Origin of the sequence: Roseibium sp. HPY-6, assembly GCF_040530035.1 — a bacterium.
Taxonomy (GTDB): domain Bacteria; phylum Pseudomonadota; class Alphaproteobacteria; order Rhizobiales; family Stappiaceae; genus Roseibium.
Genome location: NZ_JBEWCD010000001.1, coordinates 2,139,715 through 2,159,699, shown reverse-complemented (window position 1 = coordinate 2,159,699; position 19,985 = coordinate 2,139,715). Strand labels below are relative to the sequence as shown.

The 19,985-nt window shown below is 57.7% G+C and carries 15 protein-coding genes; 5 read left to right on the top strand and 10 right to left on the bottom strand.

All coding sequences use genetic code 11. The features are described 5' to 3' along the window. Positions 1–11: 11 nt before the first annotated feature. A complete protein-coding gene (locus tag ABVF61_RS09985) occupies positions 12–2,447 on the bottom strand; it encodes a GcvT family protein (RefSeq protein WP_353993363.1) in 2,436 nt (811 codons plus the stop codon). 51 nt (positions 2,448–2,498) lie between these two features. Further along, positions 2,499–4,079, bottom strand: coding sequence for a trimethylamine methyltransferase family protein (locus tag ABVF61_RS09980; protein ID WP_353993362.1), 1,581 nt, complete (start codon positions 4,077–4,079; stop codon positions 2,499–2,501). Between the two features lie 242 nt (positions 4,080–4,321). On the opposite strand from ABVF61_RS09980, the gene ABVF61_RS09975 reads away from it, so the two are divergent. Further along, positions 4,322–5,257 carry a phosphotransferase gene (locus tag ABVF61_RS09975; protein WP_353993361.1) on the top strand — a complete coding sequence of 312 codons (936 nt, stop codon included), beginning with the start codon at positions 4,322–4,324 and terminating at the stop codon, positions 5,255–5,257. A gap of 58 nt (positions 5,258–5,315) precedes the next feature. Next, a complete protein-coding gene (locus ABVF61_RS09970; RefSeq protein ID WP_353993360.1) occupies positions 5,316–6,362 on the top strand; it encodes an ABC transporter ATP-binding protein in 1,047 nt (348 codons plus the stop codon). Positions 6,363–6,411: 49 nt separating this feature from the next. Here the strand turns inward: ABVF61_RS09970 and ABVF61_RS09965 are convergent, their stop codons facing one another. Together ABVF61_RS09965 and ABVF61_RS09960 are read right to left on the bottom strand one after the other, a co-directional pair. Then, positions 6,412–8,112 (bottom strand): ABC transporter permease, encoded by a 1,701-nt coding sequence (locus ABVF61_RS09965; RefSeq protein ID WP_353993359.1) that lies wholly within the window; start codon positions 8,110–8,112, stop codon positions 6,412–6,414. Between the two features lie 77 nt (positions 8,113–8,189). Further along, positions 8,190–9,170 (bottom strand): ABC transporter substrate-binding protein, encoded by a 981-nt coding sequence (locus ABVF61_RS09960; protein ID WP_353993358.1) that lies wholly within the window; start codon positions 9,168–9,170, stop codon positions 8,190–8,192. Positions 9,171–9,429: 259 nt separating this feature from the next. On the opposite strand from ABVF61_RS09960, the gene gnd reads away from it, so the two are divergent. Beyond that, positions 9,430–10,854, top strand: a complete 1,425-nt coding sequence (gnd, locus tag ABVF61_RS09955; protein ID WP_353993357.1) for an NADP-dependent phosphogluconate dehydrogenase — start codon at positions 9,430–9,432, stop codon at positions 10,852–10,854. A 62-nt stretch (positions 10,855–10,916) separates the two neighbouring features. Here gnd and ABVF61_RS09950 read toward each other — a convergent pair whose 3' ends face one another. The 5 genes from ABVF61_RS09950 to ABVF61_RS09930 form a co-directional block, all read right to left on the bottom strand. After that, complete coding sequence (locus tag ABVF61_RS09950; RefSeq protein WP_353993356.1) at positions 10,917–11,339, bottom strand: thioredoxin family protein; 423 nt, start codon at positions 11,337–11,339, stop codon at positions 10,917–10,919. A gap of 21 nt (positions 11,340–11,360) precedes the next feature. Further along, positions 11,361–12,077 (bottom strand): cytochrome c biogenesis CcdA family protein, encoded by a 717-nt coding sequence (locus ABVF61_RS09945; RefSeq protein WP_353993355.1) that lies wholly within the window; start codon positions 12,075–12,077, stop codon positions 11,361–11,363. Positions 12,078–12,219: 142 nt separating this feature from the next. Continuing rightward, positions 12,220–13,038 carry a sugar phosphate isomerase/epimerase family protein gene (locus tag ABVF61_RS09940; protein ID WP_353993354.1) on the bottom strand — a complete coding sequence of 273 codons (819 nt, stop codon included), beginning with the start codon at positions 13,036–13,038 and terminating at the stop codon, positions 12,220–12,222. Positions 13,039–13,120: 82 nt separating this feature from the next. Further along, the gene (locus ABVF61_RS09935) at positions 13,121–14,068 is read right to left on the bottom strand and encodes a 2-hydroxyacid dehydrogenase (RefSeq protein ID WP_353993353.1); all 948 of its coding nucleotides are present in this window, start codon (positions 14,066–14,068) and stop codon (positions 13,121–13,123) included. 118 nt (positions 14,069–14,186) lie between these two features. Next, positions 14,187–15,791, bottom strand: coding sequence for a TolC family outer membrane protein (locus ABVF61_RS09930; protein WP_353993352.1), 1,605 nt, complete (start codon positions 15,789–15,791; stop codon positions 14,187–14,189). A 761-nt stretch (positions 15,792–16,552) separates the two neighbouring features. Here ABVF61_RS09930 and ABVF61_RS09925 point away from each other — a divergent pair. After that, on the top strand, positions 16,553–17,224 hold the full coding sequence (locus ABVF61_RS09925) for a GntR family transcriptional regulator (RefSeq protein ID WP_353993351.1): 672 nt from the start codon (positions 16,553–16,555) through the stop codon (positions 17,222–17,224). Between the two features lie 46 nt (positions 17,225–17,270). Here ABVF61_RS09925 and ABVF61_RS09920 read toward each other — a convergent pair whose 3' ends face one another. Then, positions 17,271–18,308, bottom strand: coding sequence for a LacI family DNA-binding transcriptional regulator (locus ABVF61_RS09920; protein ID WP_353993350.1), 1,038 nt, complete (start codon positions 18,306–18,308; stop codon positions 17,271–17,273). Positions 18,309–18,557: 249 nt separating this feature from the next. Between ABVF61_RS09920 and ABVF61_RS09915 the strand changes: the two genes are divergently transcribed. After that, positions 18,558–19,925, top strand: a complete 1,368-nt coding sequence (locus ABVF61_RS09915) for an ABC transporter substrate-binding protein (RefSeq protein WP_353993349.1) — start codon at positions 18,558–18,560, stop codon at positions 19,923–19,925. Positions 19,926–19,985: the final 60 nt, after the last annotated feature.

The window sequence follows — 19,985 nt, the reverse complement described above, 5'->3', positions numbered from 1 at the left end:
CTCAAGGGGTGTTACATGCGCATGCGCTCTGCTTTCGGGTCGAAGGGTGGATCGGGCAGGATGGTCGCCTTGCACATTTCACCCAGAATTTCGACTTCAAACGCGCCCTTGTCGGTCGTGCTGGCGAGGTCGGCAGGGATGTATCCCTGCGCAAGCGACTTTCGCACCCAATGGGCATAGCCACCCGACGTGATCCAGCCGATGACCTTGCCGTCATGCCAGACCGGTTCATCGCCCATGACGTCGGCGTCGGACGCCTCGACCTCGAAACTGACGCGCAGGCGCTTCGGCCCGTCCTCGAATTCCTTTCGGGCGGCTTCCTGACCGATGAAGCGGTTTTTCGACAGCTTTACGAAGCGCCCGAGATCGGCTTCGTAAGGTCCGTAAATCGGCCGGAACTCCCGGAACCAGGTGCCGAAGTTTTTCTCAAGTCGCATCGACAGAAGCGCGCGCATGCCGAAGTCGCGGATGCCGAACTCAGCGCCGGCCTCCAGGATGGCGTCATAGACCTGGCGTTCGTATTCCGGCGTCATCCAGATCTCGTAACCAAGGTCGCCGGTATAGGTAATGCGATTGACTTTGCACGGCGCATTGGCAACGTCCATCTCGCGGAAATCCATGAACCGGAAAGCTTCGTTCGAGACGTCGTCGCCCGTGATTTTCTGCAGGACTTTGCGCGAATTAGGCCCGGCGATTGAAAGCCCGACCCAGCCGAGATTGATCGCCTTCAGGCTCACGGACCCATCTTCCGGCAGGTGCTTTTCGAACCAGCGCATGTGATAGATTTCGGCCTGCGACGAGCCGAACATGTAGAGTTTTTCGTCAGACACGCGTGCGATGGTGAAGTCACCGATCAGCTTGCCATTTTCATTCAGCATCGGGGTCAGGACGATGCGACCTGTCCTCGGCATCGTGTTCGTCATAAGCAACGACAGATAGTCTTCCGCACCGGGGCCACTTATCTCGTATTTCGCAAAGTTCGCGATTTCCGTAACGCCGACACTCTCGCGCACGGCCCGGCATTCAGCGCCGATGGGATCGAAATCGTTGGACCGGCGGAACGAGACAATGTCCTTCGCCTCAACGCCTTCGGACGCAAACCAGAGCGGTGTTTCCAGGCCCCAGCTGTCGCCCATGACAGCGCCCTTGGCGAGCATCCGGTCGTATAATGGTGTGGTCTGATGCGGCCTGCCGGCCGGAAGTTCCTCATTCGGGAACCGTATCCGGAACCTGCGGCGATAGTTTTCCTGCACCTTTGCGTTGGTATAAGAGAGCGTGGCCCAGTCACCGTATCGGGCAACATCCATCCCCCAGATGTCATAGCCCGGATCCCCGTTGATCATCCAGTTGGCAAGCGTCAGGCCGACGCCGCCGCCCTGGCTGAACCCGGCCATGACGCCGCAGGCAACCCAGTAGTTCTGGAGACCTCTGACCGGGCCGACCAGCGGGTTGCCGTCCGGCGCGAACGTGAAGGGTCCGTTGATGATCTGCTTGATACCCGCTGTCTGAAGCGCCGGGAAATGTTCAAAGCCGACTTCCAGTTCCGGGGCAATCCGGTCCAGATCGGGCGCCAGAAGCTCATGACCGAAGTCCCAAGGGGTCTCGCGAGGGCTCCATGGGCGGCAATTCTGCTCGTAGGTCCCGAGCAACATGCCCTTGCCTTCCTGGCGCGTATAGATCTCACCGCCGAAGTCGAGAATGCCGATCAGTTCCTTGCCCGTTGCCTCGTTGTGGGCGACCACCTCCGGCATTTCGTCCGTGAGCAGATACATGTGCTCCATGGCAAGGATGGGAAGTTCAAGCCCGACCATGCGGCCGCATTCCCTGGCCCAGAGCCCGCCGGCGTTGACGACATGCTCTGCCCGGATCGTGCCCTTGTTGGTGATCACGTCCCAGGTCCCGTCAGGTGTCTGAACCAGTTCCTCGACCTTGGTGTGGCGGTAGACCGTGGCACCATTGATGCGTGCCGCCTTTGCATAGGCATGTGTGGTGCCGGAAGGATCCAGGTGCCCTTCAATCGGATCCCAGAGCGCGCCGATGAAGTGCTTTTCATCGAGCATAGGGAACATGGTCTTGGCTTCGGCAACGGATATCAGTTCCAGTTCCATGCCGAGATAACGGCCCTTTGCCTGTGCAAGACGCAGAAAATCCATGCGTTCGGGTGTGTCGGCGAGCATGACACCGCCCGTCAGGTGAAGGCTGCAGGACTGGCCGGAAATTTCCTCAAGTTCTTTGTAGAGGTCGACGGTGTAACTCTGCAGCTGGGCAACGTTCGGGTCGCCGTTCAAGGTGTGAAAGCCACCGGCAGCGTGCCATGAAGAGCCGGAAGTCAGCTCGTCCCGCTCGACGAGAACGACATCCTTCCAGCCGAGTTTGGTCAGGTGATAAAGAACACTGCAGCCGACAACGCCACCACCAATGACAACGACCTGAGTGTGAGTTTTCATGCGTACGCTCCAGAGTACCTGCTTTGAATTGGCAAGGAATTAATGCGGTGATCAGAAGTCGGTCGGGACGCCGCCTTCGGCTTTGCGTCTGTCAACAAAGGCCGTGATTTCTTCGTCGATGGCCGGGTCGAGCGCAGGCTGCTCATAGGCCTCCAGGGCTTTCTTGTAGAGCATGTTGGCCTTGTCATAGGCGATCGGGCTTCCGGCCTCCGCCCAGGTCTCGTAGTTGCGCCAGTCGGAGACGATCGGCGGATAGAACGCCTCCTTGTAGCGGGCCTGCGTGTGCTCCGTGCCAAAGAAATGTCCGGCCGGTCCGACATCACGGATTGCGTCAATGGCGAGCGATGCTTCGGATACGTCGAGCGGTGTCAGGTACTCGGCGATTTTCTGAAGGAGGTCAATGTCGGCGATGAATTTCTCAAAGCCCGCACTCAACCCGCCTTCCAGCCAGCCGGCAGCATGTTTGATCAGGTTGCCGCCGCCGTTGATCGCGCCCCATTCGGACAAGGTCGTTTCAAGGGCAGCCTGGTAATCCACGGTGTTGGCTGCGCAGACACCGGAGGATCTGAAGGGCAAGTTGTATCGTCTTGCCAGCTGGCCACTGACCAGAGCAGCTTTCATGTATTCAGGCGTGCCGAAGGCAGGTGCGCCGGATTTCATGTCCACATTCGACGTGAACCCGCCATAGACGACAGGCGCGCCCGGCCTGACGAGCTGCGCGAAGGCAATCCCGGCAAGTGCTTCGGCATTTTGCAGGGTCAGGGCACCGGCCATCGTGACCGGGGCCATCGCACCTGCAAGTGTGAACGGGGTGACGACCGAAACCTGTCCGGCCTTCGCCATTTCGATCAAGCCTTGCAGCATCGGTGTGTCGAGGCGCAGCGGCGAAGATGTGTTGATCACGGTCAGCGTACAAGGCGTGTCGACAAGCTCTTCATGCGTCAACCCATTGGCAATGCGCGCAAGCTCGATGCCGTCGTGATTGCGTTCCTTGCCGAGCGAATAAAGATGCAGCGCCTTGTCGGTCAGGCGGATGGCGTCTGCGATGCAATCCAGGTGGCGGATCGATGCGTGCAGGTCGACCGGTTCGACAGGATAGCCGAGCGGGGCATGAATGATGTTGAAGAACTGTCCGAGTTTCAGGAGTTTCTGAAAATCTTCACGGTTGCCCGGACGGCGCCCGCCATCGCGGTCAACCACATTCGGCGTGCTGGCGACGCAGGAAAAGACGATCGCATCTCCGCCGATCCTGAGGTCATGGTTCCGGTTGCGGGCCCGCATCATGAATTCGGATGGTGCCTTGGCGATCAGCTCTTCGACCATGGCGCGGTCCATGCGCACACGATCTTCACCCGGTTTCACATCGGCGCCCGCCGCCTTGAGCATCGCCTTGGCTTCCTCGTGCAGGAAGTCCATGCCGATTTCTTCCAGGACGCGCATTGAGGCATCATGGATGGCTTCCAGTTCGTCGGCCGAGATCGCCTCGATCGGCTTGAAAATGTGACGGGGCTGTTTGAAAGGCTTTTGCGGAAAAAGGTCCGGACCGGCTTTTTCTCCGCCGCCTCTGCGGCGTCGTCCGCGCCTTGCGGGTGCCGTTTCATTCACGGAAGCTTCGCCAATTCCCTCTGTCATCCTGAACCGCCATGGTTGTTGAGAAGGTGGCGTGCAGGCAGGCCACCAACAGCTGCTGCGCAACGAGAGCGCCCAGTGCGATAACTGTAGCTGAGAGGCTCATTTTTCCGGGCAGTCTGAGAGCGACGGTCTGTGCTTCAACTCCGACATGTCCCAAAGGCAATGCGGGACATGGACGGGGGACTTTGAAAGTTCGACTTGACGAATTGGATCTGCGCAGCGATCAGAGATTTATTGAAATAATGATGGACCATAGTGGCGTGCGCGAACGGCTGTCCGATTCAGACCTTTTGACGTTCCTGAGGGATCTCCTGCCGGCAAGGGACTGGAGCGCCGCGCGCCTTCGGCCGCTGCCCGTCAATTACACGAGCCGCTTCTGGCGCCTCGATACGCCGGATCGTATCTATGTGATAAAGGAGTTCTTTCCCGGCGCGGAAGACAATCCGCTTTATCCGACATTGCCGGACCAGGAAGCCGAGGCGCTAACGTTTCTTGCGCAATATGATCTTGCGCCGGAACTGGAAATTTATTCCCAAAGTCCGGTCGGCACCCCCTTGCTTGTTTACGGATACGGTCCGCCGAAGACCGATGAAATCGACGTCGGTGAAGCAGCAGATCTAATCGGCCGGATCGCAAATCTGAAGGAACCGGTTCCTGGCCACCAGACGGTTCCGGCAGGCTTTCATGAAGTGCTCGAGCGGGGCGACGCCATGCTGGCCGCCATTCCGGAGAGCCGGAAGGCGGTTAACCTGAAACGGCTGCGGCCGAATGACGATGCCGTCGAGAATCGCACCGTCGAACGAACTCTTGTCCATCGAAGCTTTTGCCTTGGGACCATTCAGTCGACAGCAGACGGAGCGCGATTGATCGACTGGCAGTTCGCCGGTTACGGCGATCCGGTGGAGGATATTGCCGGTTTCGTTTCCCCCGGGCTCTTGAAGCTCTACGGGCTTCATCCGCTGGTTACCTATGCCGAAGACATGTTTTTGAAGCACTACCCTAACCAGCAGATTGTCGAACGATTTCTGGAAGAACGCAGCGCCTATCACTGGCGGCTCGCCGCTTATTGCCTCTATCGGCACGAGACACTCGGAACCACCAACGCTCCGGCAGCGCGTGCATATGGACGTGCCCTGGAAGAAGAAGTGGATCTGTTGCTCAGGCTTCGGACCAAATAGTGCGACCGGTCCGGCTTCTGTGTAATTTCCCTGTCACAGGCAGGAGTTAACCGGAGCCATGTCCATCACCGTTTCTGGCGTCTCTAAGTCCTTCGGGACGCACAAAGCCCTGAACAATGTCTCGCTCGCGATCGAAGAAGGATCGTTCTTTGTTGTCCTGGGGCCATCGGGGTGCGGGAAATCGACATTGCTGCGCGCGATTGCCGGTCTGGAACCGATCGATACAGGCGAAATCTCGCTTGGGTCCCAACTGGTCGCACGTGACGGTTTTCACATGGCTCCGGAAGAACGGGGTGCCGGTGTCGTTTTTCAGTCCTATGCCCTGTGGCCGCACATGAGTGTTTCGGGAAATGTTGCGTTTCCCCTTGAAACGACCGGTAAGAGCCGCTCTGAAACCAATGCGCGGGTTGCCGAATGCCTGGAAACCGTTGCGTTGACGTCCTTCGCGCGGCGCAAACCTGCAGAATTGTCCGGCGGTCAGCGGCAAAGGGTTGCGCTGGCAAGGTGCCTGGCGCAAGGAGCGGAAACCGTGCTGATGGACGAGCCGCTCGCCAATCTCGACCCGCATTTGCGCAGCGTCATGGAAGAGGAGCTCGCAGCTTTTCACAAGGCCAGCGGCGCGACTTCGATGTTCATCACACATGACCAGCGGGAAGCAATGGCACTTGCCGACAAGGTGGCGGTCATGTGGGATGGTGAAATCCTGCAAGTCGACGAACCGGACCTCATCTACCGCCGACCTAATTCAATCCGGGTGGCCGGCTTCATCGGACGAAGCAGTCTCGTACCTGCACGCGTCGAGTCGGTCGACGGGGAAGAGGCACGTGTCACAATCGGTGCGTTTTCATTCGAAGCAGACTGTGCCGTGGGGACCCGAAGCGGGCCGTCCACGCTGCTGTTGCGTCCCGAACATCTCGTGCTGGCGACAAGCCGGCGAGGCTTTGCTGGAACTGTCGTTCGAACAGTCTATCGCGGCGGGTCCTGGGATGTCTTCGTGAAAGCAGACGGTGTTGAAGAACCCTTGATGATGATGCTTTATCGAAAGGCTGATCCCGGCGAGACCTTGCAGTTGGACATTCTGCGCGGCTGGGTCCTGCCGCATTAGGCGAAGGAGATAGATCCAATCGTATGTCCCGCCTTGGTGCCCGCGCGCTTCAATTTCTCCAGGGGATTGTTCCGGCCGGGACATGCCGAGCAAGAAAGTTCATGGCCAGCATGATGACCATGGTCGCGGCCACGACGACGACGGACATCGCAGCGGCAAGGGTTGTGTAGCCGCCGTCCTCGTAGTTGAAAATCGTTGTCCCGATCGTTTCGTTGCCGGTCGACCACAACAGCGCCGAGACCGTGACTTCGTTATAGGCCGTCAGGAAAACGAGAATGGCGCCAGATGCAGCCGACGGTGCTGCAAGCGGTGCAAAGATGCGGCGCATGCGGCGGAAGAAACCGGCGCCGGAGACGCGTGCGGCGTCTTCAAGCGCGCCGTCCATCTGAAGAAACGCAGCAGCGACGGGCTTCAGACCGACAGCCAGGAATACGGAGACATAGGCGATCAGAATGATCCACAAGGTGCCGTAGAGCGAGACGTTGAGAACCGGCAGAGGCCGGATGAAGGCCAGAATGAATGCGATCGACATGACAAGTCCCGGCACGGCGAAGGCGATCTCCGACTGGCCGAAAACAAAAGCAGCTATCCGTCTGTTAGTCCTGTGCCTGTGCGCGAGAAAATATCCGAGAAAGAGGCTGGCGGCTGCGATGAGCAGGGCGGCGAACCCAGCGATGAAAGTCGAATTGGCAAAAGCCCTCAGGGTTACGCTTTGGCGCCACAGAACCTCGGTGAAGTTCTCCAGTGTCAGCGTCTCGCCCGAGAGCGGCAATCCATAGGTTTTGACAAGCGATGTCGCCAGGAGGGATGCGGCCGGCAAAAGCAGAACTCCGGCGACAAACACCCACACTATCGCTTCAACAAAGGGCCGCTTGCGCCCGAGTGAAATCGCCAGCGGATCCTGAGGAAGGCCAATTAGGCTGGAGCGCATGCGTCGCTGAAGAAGGCTTTGAAGGAGGATTGCAGCCAGAGCGACGACGGCGAGAATGACGGAAATCACGGCGACATTCGGTAGAATGTCCGGTCCGAAGCTTGCCAAGCGCCGCCATACCAGAACAGGCAACGTGGTGTAGCGTGCAGGGATCCCGATCAGCGCATTGATTCCGAAATTGCCGAGCGCGGCTACAAAGGCAAGCGCGAAGCCTGCCAGGAGCGAGGGACCGAGAAGCGGCAGCGTAATCCTGCGCAAAAGCGTCCAGGTGCCCGCGCCGGATATTCTGGCTGCATCCGAAAGCTCCCGCGGGAACGACCTGAGCGCTGCGCGCACAAGCAGAAAGACGAGCGGACTGTGTTGCAAGGTCAGAAGGAGAACGAGCCCTTCGCGCGAATAAAGCGGATGGGTTGAGCCGAGTTCCGGTGCGATTCCGAGCCAGCGCAGGATGGGGCTTGCCGGTCCCAGTGCCTGGATCCAGGCGATCGCGGTCACGTGGGGCGGTATCATCATCGGCAAGAGCAGCAGGAAAACCAGAATGCCCTTTGCGCGGATGTCGGTCAGGCCGACAAGCAATGCGAGCGCGGTTCCAAGGAGTGTTGCGGCGAGTGCAGAGTAAACGCTGCTTTCGATCGAATTCCAGAGCGCGCGCTGAACGGAACGGCTTTGGACGGCTTCAATCAGCGGGCCGAGGTCAATCCCGCTATCGGTGGTAAGGCCCGTCTTGAAAAGCAAAAGAAGCGGCAGACCGCAAATGGCCGTTGCACCGACAACCAGCGCGACAAGAGTTGTTTTTTCTGAGGTTGAGGACGCGTGCACTTAGCCCGAATGGTGTCGATTGAAGGATGGGCGGCGTCAGCGAAAAGCGCACCGATGCCGCCCAAGCGAGATTTTTGTTAGCCGCCGAAGATCTCGGTGAACTTTAGCTTATTGGCCTGGTCCTGCTCAAGCGCATTGACAGGATCGAAATCCATCAGCTTGATGGCGTCGCGCGCCGGAAACCCTTTAGGAGCTGCGACCGCAGGGTGAGCCGGCAGGTAGCCTTGAGAGGAGGCAAGCTTTTGACCTTCTTCGGAAATCAGAAAGTCCACGAACGCCTTGGCGGCATCAGGGTTTTGAGCCGTGGACAGGATTGCAACCGGTTCGGTCACGGCCGAGACGCCTTCTTCCGGGAAAACGAATTCGACCGGTGCACCCTTCAGTTTTTCACGGATCGGCAGGAAATCGACGACGAAGCCGTAGAGTTTTTCACCGCCTGCGATGGCCTTGTACGTGCCGCCATTGCCGCCTTTCGGGTTCGCGCCCTGATCCGCCAGACCCTCATAATAGGCCCAGCCCAGATCCGGGTTTGATGTCAGCGCCGCCATGTGGATCGTCGCGGCGCCGGAGGTCAATGGAGACGGCATGGCCAGTTTGTCCTTGGCTTCTTCCTTCAGGAGATCCTTGTAGGAAGACGGCTTCATCGGGGCGTTCGTGTTGTAGACGATGCCGCTGGTGATCAGCTTGGTGGAGAAGTAGGTCTTGTCGTCATCCATGATGGCCGGGTCATAGGCGGAGACATCGGCACCTTCGTGTGCCATCAGACGGCCTTCCTGCTTCAGTCCTTCCATGGTCACCATGTCGGCGATCAGAAGAACGTCCGGCTTGGGTGCTCCTGCCTCGAATTCCGCGCGCAGTTTCGCCATCATCTTCGTGGTGCCGTCACGAACCCACTCGACGTCCACACCGGGATGTTTTGCGGTGAACGCGTCAACCGTTGCCTGGGCATCCGCATTCGGCTGGGAGGTATAAAGCACGAGCTTTCCAGCCACGTCGTCGGCATAAGCGGCGGTGGACGCCGCGACAAGGAAGCCGGCAGCAATCAGTACATTCTTCATCAGACAAATCCTTTGAGCAGAATTGCGCGAGAGCGCGAGTGGACTGTGGTTAGCAGGCTTATGTGACAGTATTTTTCGAACACTTGGTATTATTGCTGCCGAACGGAAATTTTCGATTTGAAAGCTCAGGGTTAGCGCGCGCACGGCGAACAAATGCTGCCCGTGCCGTATCTCGTGGTCTGCGGGCATTGCCCAGGCGGGACAGGTCGGCTATCACCGCGGGACCGGACAATAAATCGATTTGAGAAAGGCTCCCTTTATGAGTTCACACGGTGCTGTAGCGGAAATCGGCCTGATCGGCCTGGGCACAATGGGCGGGAACCTTGCTCTGAATATTGCTGAAAACGGATTTCAGATCGCAGTTTACAACCGGACGACGGAAAAGACCGATCAGTTCATAACAAAGGCCGGGGATCTTTCCGCGAAACTTGTGCCGTCGAAAACGCTTGCAGACTTTGTTGCCTCTATCAAGACGCCGCGTGCGGTCATCCTGATGGTACCGGCCGGTGAGGCGGTCGACGCGCAGATTGAAGCCCTGCGTCCTCTGCTCGATCCGCAGGACCTGATTATCGATGCGGGCAACGCCAACTATCACGACACTAACCGCCGCGCCAAAGAAGCCGATGAAAAAGGCCCGCGCTTCCTGGGAATCGGCGTATCCGGTGGTGAAGAGGGCGCACGTTTTGGCCCATCGATCATGGGCGGCGGCGCGAATGACGCCTGGGGCCAGGTCGGCCACATTCTGGAAGCCATCTCCGCAAAATATGAAGGCGAACCCTGCGCGGCTCATCTGGGAGAGGCGGGTGCCGGGCATCTCGTGAAAACCGTTCACAACGGCATTGAGTATGCCGATATGCAAATGATCGCGGAAGTGTACGGCGTCATGCGGGACGGTTTCGGAATGTCCGCGCAAGAAATCGGCGCCGTGTTCGAAGACTGGAATGGTGGCATTCTGCAGTCCTATCTGATCGAAATCTCGAGCAAAGTCGCCAAGACCGCCGATCCGGAGAGCGGTGCGCCGATGCTCGACATCATTCTGGACCGGGCAGGGCAGAAGGGCACCGGCCGCTGGACAGCCATCGAAGCGCTGATGCTTGGCACGCCGGCAAGCACAATTGAAGCTGCTGTCGCCGTGCGCAACATGTCGTCCCGGCTCGATGAGCGAAAGACGGGCGAAACGGCCTTCGGTGCAGCTCCGCAGCCCATGGACCGCAGCCTGGTCCGCATCAATGCCCTTGAAGCTGCGCTGGTTGCGGGAAAGATCGTCTGTTATGCGCAGGGTTTCGATCTTATTCTGGAGGCAGCAAAACAATACGGTTGGGCAATGCCACTGCCGAAGATTGCCAAGATCTGGCGGAACGGCTGCATTATCCGGTCTGCAATGCTCAACGATATGTCGTCAGCGCTTGCCGATGATGACGCACGTAATCTGATGCTGGCGCCATTTTTCTCGGCAAAACTGAAAGAGACCGAAGGCAGCCTGCGTCAGGTCGTTGCGCAGGCAGCGCTTCACGGTCTGCCGGTGCCGGCCCTTTCGGCAGCGCTGTCCTATTTCGACATAATGCGCACGGCGCGCTCGACAGCGAACATGCTTCAGGGGCAACGCGATTTCTTCGGAGCGCACGGGTTTGAAAGAACCGACAAGGACGGTGGCGGTTTTCACGGTCCTTGGGCCATGGGCTAAAACAAAATGGCCTCCGCAGGGTGCTGCGGAGGCCATTTTGTATTTTGAAAAGCCTGGTTTTGTCAGCTGGCAGCCTGCAGTCCTGCGTCCATCAGGGCCTTGATCTGCTGTTCCCCGGTGCCTGCAACCAGTCGGCCGAGTTCCTTGTTGCCTTTCAAGACAAGCAACGTGGACCGACGCGGGATCTGGCGTGACGTGGTGACTTCATGGCGCCGGTAGTCGTCCCAGTCGACGCGTACGAACACGATTGCCTCGTCATAGGCCGGGTTTGCTTGCCTGAGCGCGGTGATGACACGCTCCTGACGCGCGCAGGTTCCGCACCATGATGCGGAATAGTCCACGAAAACGATCTTGCCACTGGCGAGATGCTTTTGAATAAGGCCGGGTGTGTAGTCGACCATCGAACCGGCGAATGCCGGAGCCGACAGAGTGGCTGTGGCGAGGGCAGCGCCCGCTGTTGTTAAGAGAAAGTGACGGCGATTCATAGTTTTCCTTTCCCGATACGATCAGAACCGGACTGATAGATCCTGAAGCCAGATCGGCATGACACTCATGGCCCATGCATCAAACATGTGGTGCACGTTCAAGAGGAGCAACACGCCTACCGTGATGAATACGAATCCCATGATGGGTTTGGATTTCTCCGCGATACCGCGAAGTTTGTCGGTCCTCCGGCGCAGGGTTTCTCCCGCCCCAAGACCGAGCCCGACAATCAGCGTCGAAACGCCGAGCGCGAAAAAACACATGATCAGTGCAGCCCAAAGCAGGCTTTCCCCTTGCGAGGCAAGCGCGATGGCGCCCCCAAGTGTCGGACCGATACAGGGAGACCAAACGGCCCCAAGCAACGCGCCACCCAGAAACTGGCCCCGCAGGCCGTTCGTATCCGTGTTTTGCAGCTTCTGGTCTGCAGACCCTGCCAGACCGGCGGCAGCAAGTTCGAACCGCTGATTGAACGCCGGAACCAGCAGCACAAGGCCGAACACAATCATGAGTGACGCCCCAGCCTTCGCCATCACGTCTTCGGTCAAACCGATTGCGTAGCCAAATGTCGACACCAGCATGCCGAATGTCACGAAGGAAAGGCTCATTCCCGCGGCAAGGGCAAGCGGCGCACGCCTGTCCGCATTGAGAGCGGAGGCAAGCACAATCGGCAGGACCGGCAGCACGCACGGGTTTATCAGCGTCAACAGGCCGGCAAGATACGCCAGCGGAAGTTCGAGCATGTCGTCAATGCACCTTTGCCAGGACCAGGGTCATATCAACAATTACAGATCTCTGGCGCATTAGTTAGGCAAAGCGGCCTTAACTGTCCTCTAAACCCTCATCACAAAATTGTGGGTGACAAACGATGCAAGTACGTTTGCTTTATTGCGCCAAACCAAGCGCGGCCATATTCGCGATCGATGCAGGCAGCCCCGAATGATCGCGGAGTTCGATAATGAGACGCGGCTCACTCTCGAGTTTTGACAGTGCACCGAAGACCGAGTGCCAGTTGATCGTGCCCTCTCCCAGGACCCAGTGACGGTCGGCATAGCCGTCCGCATCCTGAAGGTGAATGTGGCGCAGGGTGTTGCCGGCAGCTTTGACGTAATAGTCGACGGGTGGTGCTCCCGTTGATCCATGCGCGTAGTGTGCGTGCCCGGTATCGATTGAAACCTTTACCGACTGGGAGGCGAAGCTTTCCGCCAGCTCGATACGTGCGTGCGGGTCCTTGTCTTCGATATTCTCAAGCACCAGTTCGCAGCCGATTGCCTCAGCTCGCCTGACCGCATCCTTCATGGTCAGGTGACAGAGCTCGATCTTGCGCGCACGGGCGTTTTCGTAATTGTCGAGATTGTTGTGATCCCAGGTCGAGTAGGGGCTATGGACGACCATATGCGTGCCGCCAAGCGCCTCGCAGACGTCAAGCCCCTGAAGCAGGCGTTTTCTGACGACTTCGCGGACATCCACATCGACCGTGTCGATGGCAAAGCCCCAGAAGGGGCCATGAATTCCGACGCGGCCTTCATGGCCTTCCAAGAGGGTTTTCGCCCGCTCAACAAGCGGCATCCAGTCACCGTTCAGGACCTCGCCGGCACTAAAGTCCTGGAGCTCCAGATCCCTCGGCTTCTCAAGCATGAGCTTGCGATGGGTTTCAAGTGCGTTGACGGTGAGCGCAGCGCCAAGGATCGGAAGGTCTGACATGAGATACCTGCTGATTGAGAAAATGCCAGTGCTTGATAAGGCGGGTTCCTTGACATTATTGCGACGCAGGTCTCAGGAGCAATCAGTATCCACGGTTTCGGTCGACGTGGTCCGGTATTGTCCCTTCTGTGAGGAATTGGCGAATGTGGTCGGCAACGATTTTCGAGGCGGTGCTGGTGATTGTCGGCGCAGAAATATGCGGCAGGACGGTGATCTTGTCATGCTGCCAAAGGGGGCTCTCCGGAGGGAGCGGTTCTTCGTCGAACACGTCCAGAACGGCGTGCGACAGCTGATCCCGATCAAGTGCGGCGCGCAGGGCATCGACGTCGATGATGGGCCCGCGGGCAAAATTGATCAGAGCTGCGTTCTTCTTGCAGTATTCGAACTCAGCCGCGCCCAGCATGCCGCGGGTCTCTGCGGTCAGGGGTGTCAAAACAACCAGGATGTCGGATTGCTCAAGAACAGGGATCAATCCTTGAGGCCCGCCGAAGCACTTGATGCCAGCCAGGTCTTTTTCGCTTCGGCTCCAACCAAGGACCGTGAACCCGTTGGCACTCAGGCGCTGGGCCGACGCGCTTCCGAGTTTTCCAAGCCCCAGCACGCCAACCGTGCGTTCGGCGGGCGTTTTCAGGAAGTGTTCCTGCCAGACTGCCTGCCGCTGCTGCATCCTGTAGCGCGGCATGTCCCGATGGAGATAAAGTGTCCAGGCCAGAACCGCTTCTGACATTGTTTCGGCCATCTGCGGGTCGGCGAGGCGAACGATGCGTGGGCCGTCGGGCGGTAACTCTGTCATGAGCCGTTCGACACCGGCCCACAAGCTCTGAACCCAGACCAGATTAGGTAGAGCGGCGACATCCGCCGGGTCCGGATTAGCGACGATGGCTACTTTGGCGCCAGAGCGCTCCCTGTCCGTGAGGTCGCTGACATGTTTGACGACAGCAAATGCTTCCAGCGCATTGGCGAGGTCCCTCTGCCAGACGTCCTTTTCATGGGAGTTTGCTTCTGGCACGAATGGAATCACCGGCTTCATAGTGAAGTGTCTCCTGAAGGCCTGGCAGGCGCAATCGGCCTCTCGGGCGAGGTTGGAAAGGTATAGGGAGACTTATGGCACGAAATGCGGCCCATACAAGCAGGGCTGCTTTATTCCCCTAGAACTGGTGCAAGCCAAGCGTGGCAAGTGAGCGCCAGAGTTTCCGCGTTCTGTTATCGGGTTCAGCCGTGTCCGGATTGTCTTGACCCCCGGTCCGATAAGGCCAATCGACCCAGTTGATCGACTTTTTAGGGTTTGCCTGATAGCCGAGAGGTGCGGTTTCCGTGGGGCTTGCGAGGTCCGACTGATCCGTATCGTTTTCGGTTGGAGCCAGCCTCAAATCCCAGGAGTTAAACTCCGGCACGATACGTGCAACCGGCGCAGGCCGATCCTCGATGATGGAAAAATGCCGTGGCGCGAGGCGGCCAATGTTGGCCAGCAGAAAGAAATCGGCGATCCGGGCGTCGTATCGTGCGCGCACGAAGTCGACCTGACTCAAAAGAAGTTCCCGTTCGCCGTCCAACACATCGAGCAGGGACCTCTGGCCGCTGTCGAACTCGACCTGGAGGCCTTTGACCGCCCGTCTATTGGCCGCGATTGCACGTTTTTCTGCCTTCGCGCGTCGCTGGGATGCGCTGCGTTGCCTCATCGCCCTGATGACGTTTTCCCGGATGATCTGCTGGGTGTCATCCAGCTCGTACTCTTCCTGCGCGGCGGTGAATTTCGCACGCCGGACCGCAGCGACGTTGCGTCCGCCGGTGAACAAGGGCGCCGTGACACGCAGACCGAGCCGAAATTCTTCGTCGCTTTGGTCAGACAGGTCGTCCTGGTAGCCGTTCTCCCACGCACTTTCGAGAGCAACGCGCGGCAGCATGTCGCCAACGGACGCCCTCGCGGCATACCTGGCCGCACGTGCATCTGCCGTCGCAGCCCGGATCGAGGGGTTGCTTTGCAAAGCAATGGAAATGGCATCGTCTTCGTCCGAAGGAAGGATCGACTTCGGAACGGCCGGCCATCCGAGTTTGCCGGGCTTTTGACCCGTGAGCCGTTCGAACAGGGCTTCTGAGGCTTCAAGGTCACCAACAGCCTGATCGCCGTTGCCCTGCGCCTCCGCCAAGCGGGCAAGAGCCTGCTCGATATCAGTTCTGGTCGCATCACCGGACCTATATCGCACACGGGCCGCATTCACTTCCCGCTGGACGACCGCGGTATAAGCCTTGAGGCGGCTTAGTATTTCCCGGTCGTGAACAACACGCAGATAGGCGTCGGCCGTGTTGAGCATCAATGTCTGTTCAACACTGATCAGCTGGCTGCGTCCCGCGGCGGCTTCCTCATGGGCCTGGTTCAGCCGGTTCACTCCGGCCAGGCCCTGAAAGAGTGTTTGAGAGACCGTAAGGTTAAGTTCGTGGCTAAACTCTTGGTCGCGAGAGTTGGTACTCTCCAAGTTGTAGGCATTTTGTTCTGCGAGATAAGATCCCGTGACCGTCGGAAGAAACTCTGAACGTGCCGTCCATACGCCTTGGTTCGTCGCCTGATAGCGCGACCTTTCTGCTTTCAGACGCGGATTGACCGCATACGCGGAGGACATGGCTTCTTCAAGAGTTTGAGCAACAGCAAAGGTTGCTGTGAGACACAGCACGACCAGAGACAGTCCGGCAAGCGAAATTGCCGGGCAGATCCTGATCCCTCGCAATAGCTCCTGAGGGTCGAAGAAGAGTGTCATTGCAGCGCCATTTTTGTTATCTGCTGCAAAAGTAAATTTACATGGTTAACCAATCGTAATTTCGGTGCCGGAATTGCTAGTGAAATTCATGTAAATTCGCCCGCGTTAAAAATACCCATGATTGAATTAAGTTTTATTTTTCCAATTCTTCTGAATTATTCTAAGTATAAATTTTCAGTTTTTATTTTAAGATGATATAAAAATGGGTTCTTGTTGATTTTTACGAAATAAAACTACCGATTAATTCTATTTGGATATCTGTCTTGAGGCGATTTATTCAATCAAATCCGATGGGATGGTCGCTCTGAGCTCTCGATGTTGTTCGATTTCTACAGGCGTCGAGTTTCAGCACTACTCTATTCGCTCATTCCAAAGGAGGATTGCAAAATGCAATGTCGCGTTCTGCTGCTCTGTTTCCGAAAATGCACTGCGTCGGCAAAAGTGTAAAAAACCGAACCACTCGCCCTTGTACCAAACGGCACGAATTGATGATTTTTTCAGAAAAAAGATAAGTACTTTTTACGGTGAAGTTGTCAAAGCTGTAATCAATTTTCCCTTATTTTTCAATGCGTAGGACCTGAAGCGGTAACGCGCCCTCGAAGACTTTTTCGAAAACACTCAGTTTTTCATAAAATTTTATCGTTATTATTATCAATGCTGAATTGATTTTTTTGCAAAACATACCCACCCGGCCGTCGCAGTTACGCAGTCCGGCCAATGCTTATGTGATTTCTGTCATTAGGTGCTGAAAGCCTCGGGCAATGTTAGCGAAAATCAAATTTACACAGGTCGACAGCGCCTATGGTCGGCTCAAAAACGAGATTCTTCAGGGTGTTTTGCCGCCCGGCTACCAGGCGCCGGAACCGGACATCGCCAACCGTTTGGGAATGAGCAGAACGCCGGTCCGGGAGGCGCTCATACGCCTTGAAGCGGAGGGCCTAGTCGATCTTGTGCCGAGGCGCGGCGCCCGTGTGGTCGCCATATCGCGAAAAGACATTTGCGAGATTTTCGAAATCCTGGCGGCGCTCGAGTCGCTTGCCGCCGGCGCGGCCGCTCGCGTTGAGACAGAAGACTTGCACCTGGATGATATCGGCCGCGTGCTTTCGGAAAGCGGTTCAGCGCTCGCCTCCAGTGATATCGGGGCCTGGGCAAATCTGGATGACACGTTTCACAGGCTGCTTGCAGGGCTCTGCGGCAATGTCCGCCTGGAAGCCGAAATCGCCGGGTTCCTCGATCAGATCTACCGTGCCAATACGGTGTTGCTGCGCCTGAACAAGGCACCTGCTGCCAACGTGGATGATCACCGGAAAATCGTCGAAGCCATCGCACGGGGCGATGATGTGACCGCGTTCGAATGCGCACGGCAGCATCGTTTGAGCGGGCTGAAGACCATGAAGACGCTGTTGCAGACCAGTGGCCTTTCACAGGTTTAGGCCTTGGACTTGCTGCTGTTTTCTGAAGGCGGCGTGGGCGTTGACGTTAGCGGCCCGGAGCCGGCCCTGTCGACTGGCCCACGATAAGTTCGGCATCTAGATGGAGCGATGAAGGTGGCCGCTTTGGATCGGCAACAATGTCGAGAAGCAGCTCCGCAGCCCTTTGGCCGGCATACCTCACGGAAGAACGGGTGCATGTAAAGATCGGCACTTCACCGCTGTTGGGCAGGAACGACAGGGCATCGTCATGCGTGATGATCGAAACATCCTTGCCGGTCTCCAGACCGCATTGACCGATTGCGCGGGCAACCCCAATCGCGGAAATCATCGACGATACCAAGAATGCTGTCGGCGGTTGGTCGGATTTCAGCATTTCCATCGCATTGTCGCAGCCATAGGGCTCGGTCATGTCCGAACTGCACATGATGGCGGTGTCCGGTTCAAGGCCGCGGGCGGCAAGCGCATCTTCGAAGCCCTTGCGTCGGCGGCGGGCAAAGTCCATGTGTTCGAGCCCGTTGAGAAGCGCAATTCGTTTGTGCCCGAGGTCCAAAAGCAGGTTCGTCGCCCTTTCAAAGGCGCGGCGATTGTTCATGTCGATCCAGGATGTTTCCTGTTCAGCGCCCGGTATCCTGCCATGCACCACGAAGGGCAGGTTGATTGCCTTTAACAATTCGTGACGTTTTTCGTTAGCCGCCGGTCCGTGAATGATCACACCATCGGCTTTCTTCCGTGTTGCAATCTGCCGATAGGCGTCCTCTTCGTGATCATCCTCAACCACGGATATGATCATGTCGTAGCCGTGTTTTGAATATGTTTCTCCTGCTCCGGCAATGAATTCCAGGAAGATCGGGTTCATCATCTCGTGGATGGATCTGGGGATGACATGTCCGATGGCCATGGAGCGTCCGGTCGCCAGACGCCTTGCCTGACTGTTGGGAGCATAGCCGAGCTTATCGGCCATTTCGGCAACCCGGCGGCGGGTCTCGGCGCTGACTTCGGGATATCCGTTCAAGGCCCGGCTGACTGTCGTCTGTGAAAGATTCAGCCGATTTGATAATTCCTTGAGATTTACACCCTTGCTCATGCTGGCCCAAAACGCTTTGAAAGCGACCTCCCATCAGGCTGTTATTGAAATGCAACATTAAATCGTGTGTTGTTCGCTTGACAAGAGCGAAGTGTACAGACATCTTTAGGATCAAATCCAAAGCGGTTTGGATGCCGAGTTCCGGTTGGTTTGCTGCACGGAGGAGGAGCCTCGGTATTGCTGCCGGTGGGTGAGGTGTGCCACTTTAAAGGGAATGTCCCACCAAAGGGACAATCTGGGAGGACTGACATGAAATCACGTTTGATGGCCTGCGCTGCAGGCTTGGCGCTAAGCGTATCGCTGGGTTTTGGCGGCGCGAGTGCAGCGGACCTGAAATTTGCTCCGGGTGAAGGGCCCTTCAATTGGGACAGCTACAATGCCTGGGCTGAAAGCGCGCCTGATCTGAAAGGTCAGACGGTTACGATTGCCGGCCCCTGGCTGCAGCCTGAAGACGGGTACTTCCGCAACGTTCTTGCCTATTTCACCGAAGCCACCGGGGCAGAGGTCATCTACACCGGATCCGACTCTTTCGAACAGCAGATCGTCATTGATGCGGAAGCCGGTGCGGCTCCGAACATTGCTGTCTTCCCGCAGCCTGGCCTTGCCTCCGATATGGCCTCGCGCGGCCTGTTGCAGCCGCTGCCGGAAGGCATGGCAAGCTGGGTTGGCGACAACTATGGCGCCGGTGACAGCTGGGTCAATCTTGGAACCTATAAGGATGCCGACGGCAACGATCAGCTCTTCGGCTTCTTCTACAACGTCAATGTGAAAAGCCTCGTCTGGTACGTTCCCGAGAACTTTGAAGATGCCGGATACGAAGTGCCGGAATCGATGGAAGATCTCAAGGCGCTGACAGAACAGATCGTTGCCGATGGCGAAACACCTTGGTGCATCGGTCTGGGTTCGGGCGCTGCCACAGGGTGGCCGGCGACCGACTGGGTCGAGGACATGATGCTGCGGACACAGCCGGCAGACGTCTATGACCAGTGGGTGACCAACGAAATTCCGTTCGACGACGAGCGGGTTGTTGCCGCCATCGAGGAGTTCGGCTGGTTCGCACGGGACGACGACAAGGTTGCCGGCGGTGCTGATGCCGTCGCATCGACTGACTTCCGCGACAGCCCCAAAGGCCTCTTCTCTTCACCGCCGCAATGCTATCTGCACCGTCAGGCTTCCTTTGTGCCGGCCTTCTTCCCCGACGGGGTCGAGTTCGGTGCCGATGTCGATTTCTTCTATCTACCTGCCTATGCCGGCAAGGATCTCGGCAATCCGGTTCTTGGTGGCGGCACACTGATGGCGGTCACGAAGCCATCTGACGCTACGACCGAGCTGATGAAGTTCTTCCAGTTGCCGCTGTCACACGAAGTCATGATGGCCCAGACCGGCTTCCTGACGCCGCACAAGGGTGTCAATCCGGAAGCTTATCTGAACGACACGTTGCGCGGTCAGGGCGAAATTCTCGTCAATGCCACCACTTTCCGCTTTGACGGGTCCGACCTGATGCCGGGCGGCGTCGGTGCAGGCACATTCTGGACCGGCATGGTTGATTACACCGGTGGCAAGGACGCCACGGCGGTTGCCGGTGAGATCCAGAAAAGCTGGGACGCTCTCAAGTGATCTTGCAGTGGCCGGGCCCTGCAACAGGTCCGGCCACTGTCGACTGATACGAAAGCGCAC

Excerpts from the sequence above, each read along its gene's own strand:
- ABVF61_RS09985 (WP_353993363.1), bottom strand. The coding sequence starts at position 2,447 with ATGAAAACTCACACTCAGGTCGTTGTCATTGGTGGTGGCGTTGTCGGC.
- ABVF61_RS09980 (WP_353993362.1), bottom strand. The coding sequence starts at position 4,079 with ATGACAGAGGGAATTGGCGAAGCTTCCGTGAATGAAACGGCACCCGCA.
- ABVF61_RS09975 (WP_353993361.1), top strand. The coding sequence starts at position 4,322 with ATGATGGACCATAGTGGCGTGCGCGAACGGCTGTCCGATTCAGACCTT.
- ABVF61_RS09970 (WP_353993360.1), top strand. The coding sequence starts at position 5,316 with ATGTCCATCACCGTTTCTGGCGTCTCTAAGTCCTTCGGGACGCACAAA.
- ABVF61_RS09960 (WP_353993358.1), bottom strand. The coding sequence starts at position 9,170 with ATGAAGAATGTACTGATTGCTGCCGGCTTCCTTGTCGCGGCGTCCACC.
- gnd (WP_353993357.1), top strand. The coding sequence starts at position 9,430 with ATGAGTTCACACGGTGCTGTAGCGGAAATCGGCCTGATCGGCCTGGGC.
- ABVF61_RS09950 (WP_353993356.1), bottom strand. The coding sequence starts at position 11,339 with ATGAATCGCCGTCACTTTCTCTTAACAACAGCGGGCGCTGCCCTCGCC.
- ABVF61_RS09945 (WP_353993355.1), bottom strand. The coding sequence starts at position 12,077 with ATGCTCGAACTTCCGCTGGCGTATCTTGCCGGCCTGTTGACGCTGATA.
- ABVF61_RS09940 (WP_353993354.1), bottom strand. The coding sequence starts at position 13,038 with ATGTCAGACCTTCCGATCCTTGGCGCTGCGCTCACCGTCAACGCACTT.
- ABVF61_RS09935 (WP_353993353.1), bottom strand. The coding sequence starts at position 14,068 with ATGAAGCCGGTGATTCCATTCGTGCCAGAAGCAAACTCCCATGAAAAG.
- ABVF61_RS09930 (WP_353993352.1), bottom strand. The coding sequence starts at position 15,791 with ATGACACTCTTCTTCGACCCTCAGGAGCTATTGCGAGGGATCAGGATC.
- ABVF61_RS09925 (WP_353993351.1), top strand. The coding sequence starts at position 16,553 with ATGTTAGCGAAAATCAAATTTACACAGGTCGACAGCGCCTATGGTCGG.
- ABVF61_RS09920 (WP_353993350.1), bottom strand. The coding sequence starts at position 18,308 with ATGAGCAAGGGTGTAAATCTCAAGGAATTATCAAATCGGCTGAATCTT.
- ABVF61_RS09915 (WP_353993349.1), top strand. The coding sequence starts at position 18,558 with ATGAAATCACGTTTGATGGCCTGCGCTGCAGGCTTGGCGCTAAGCGTA.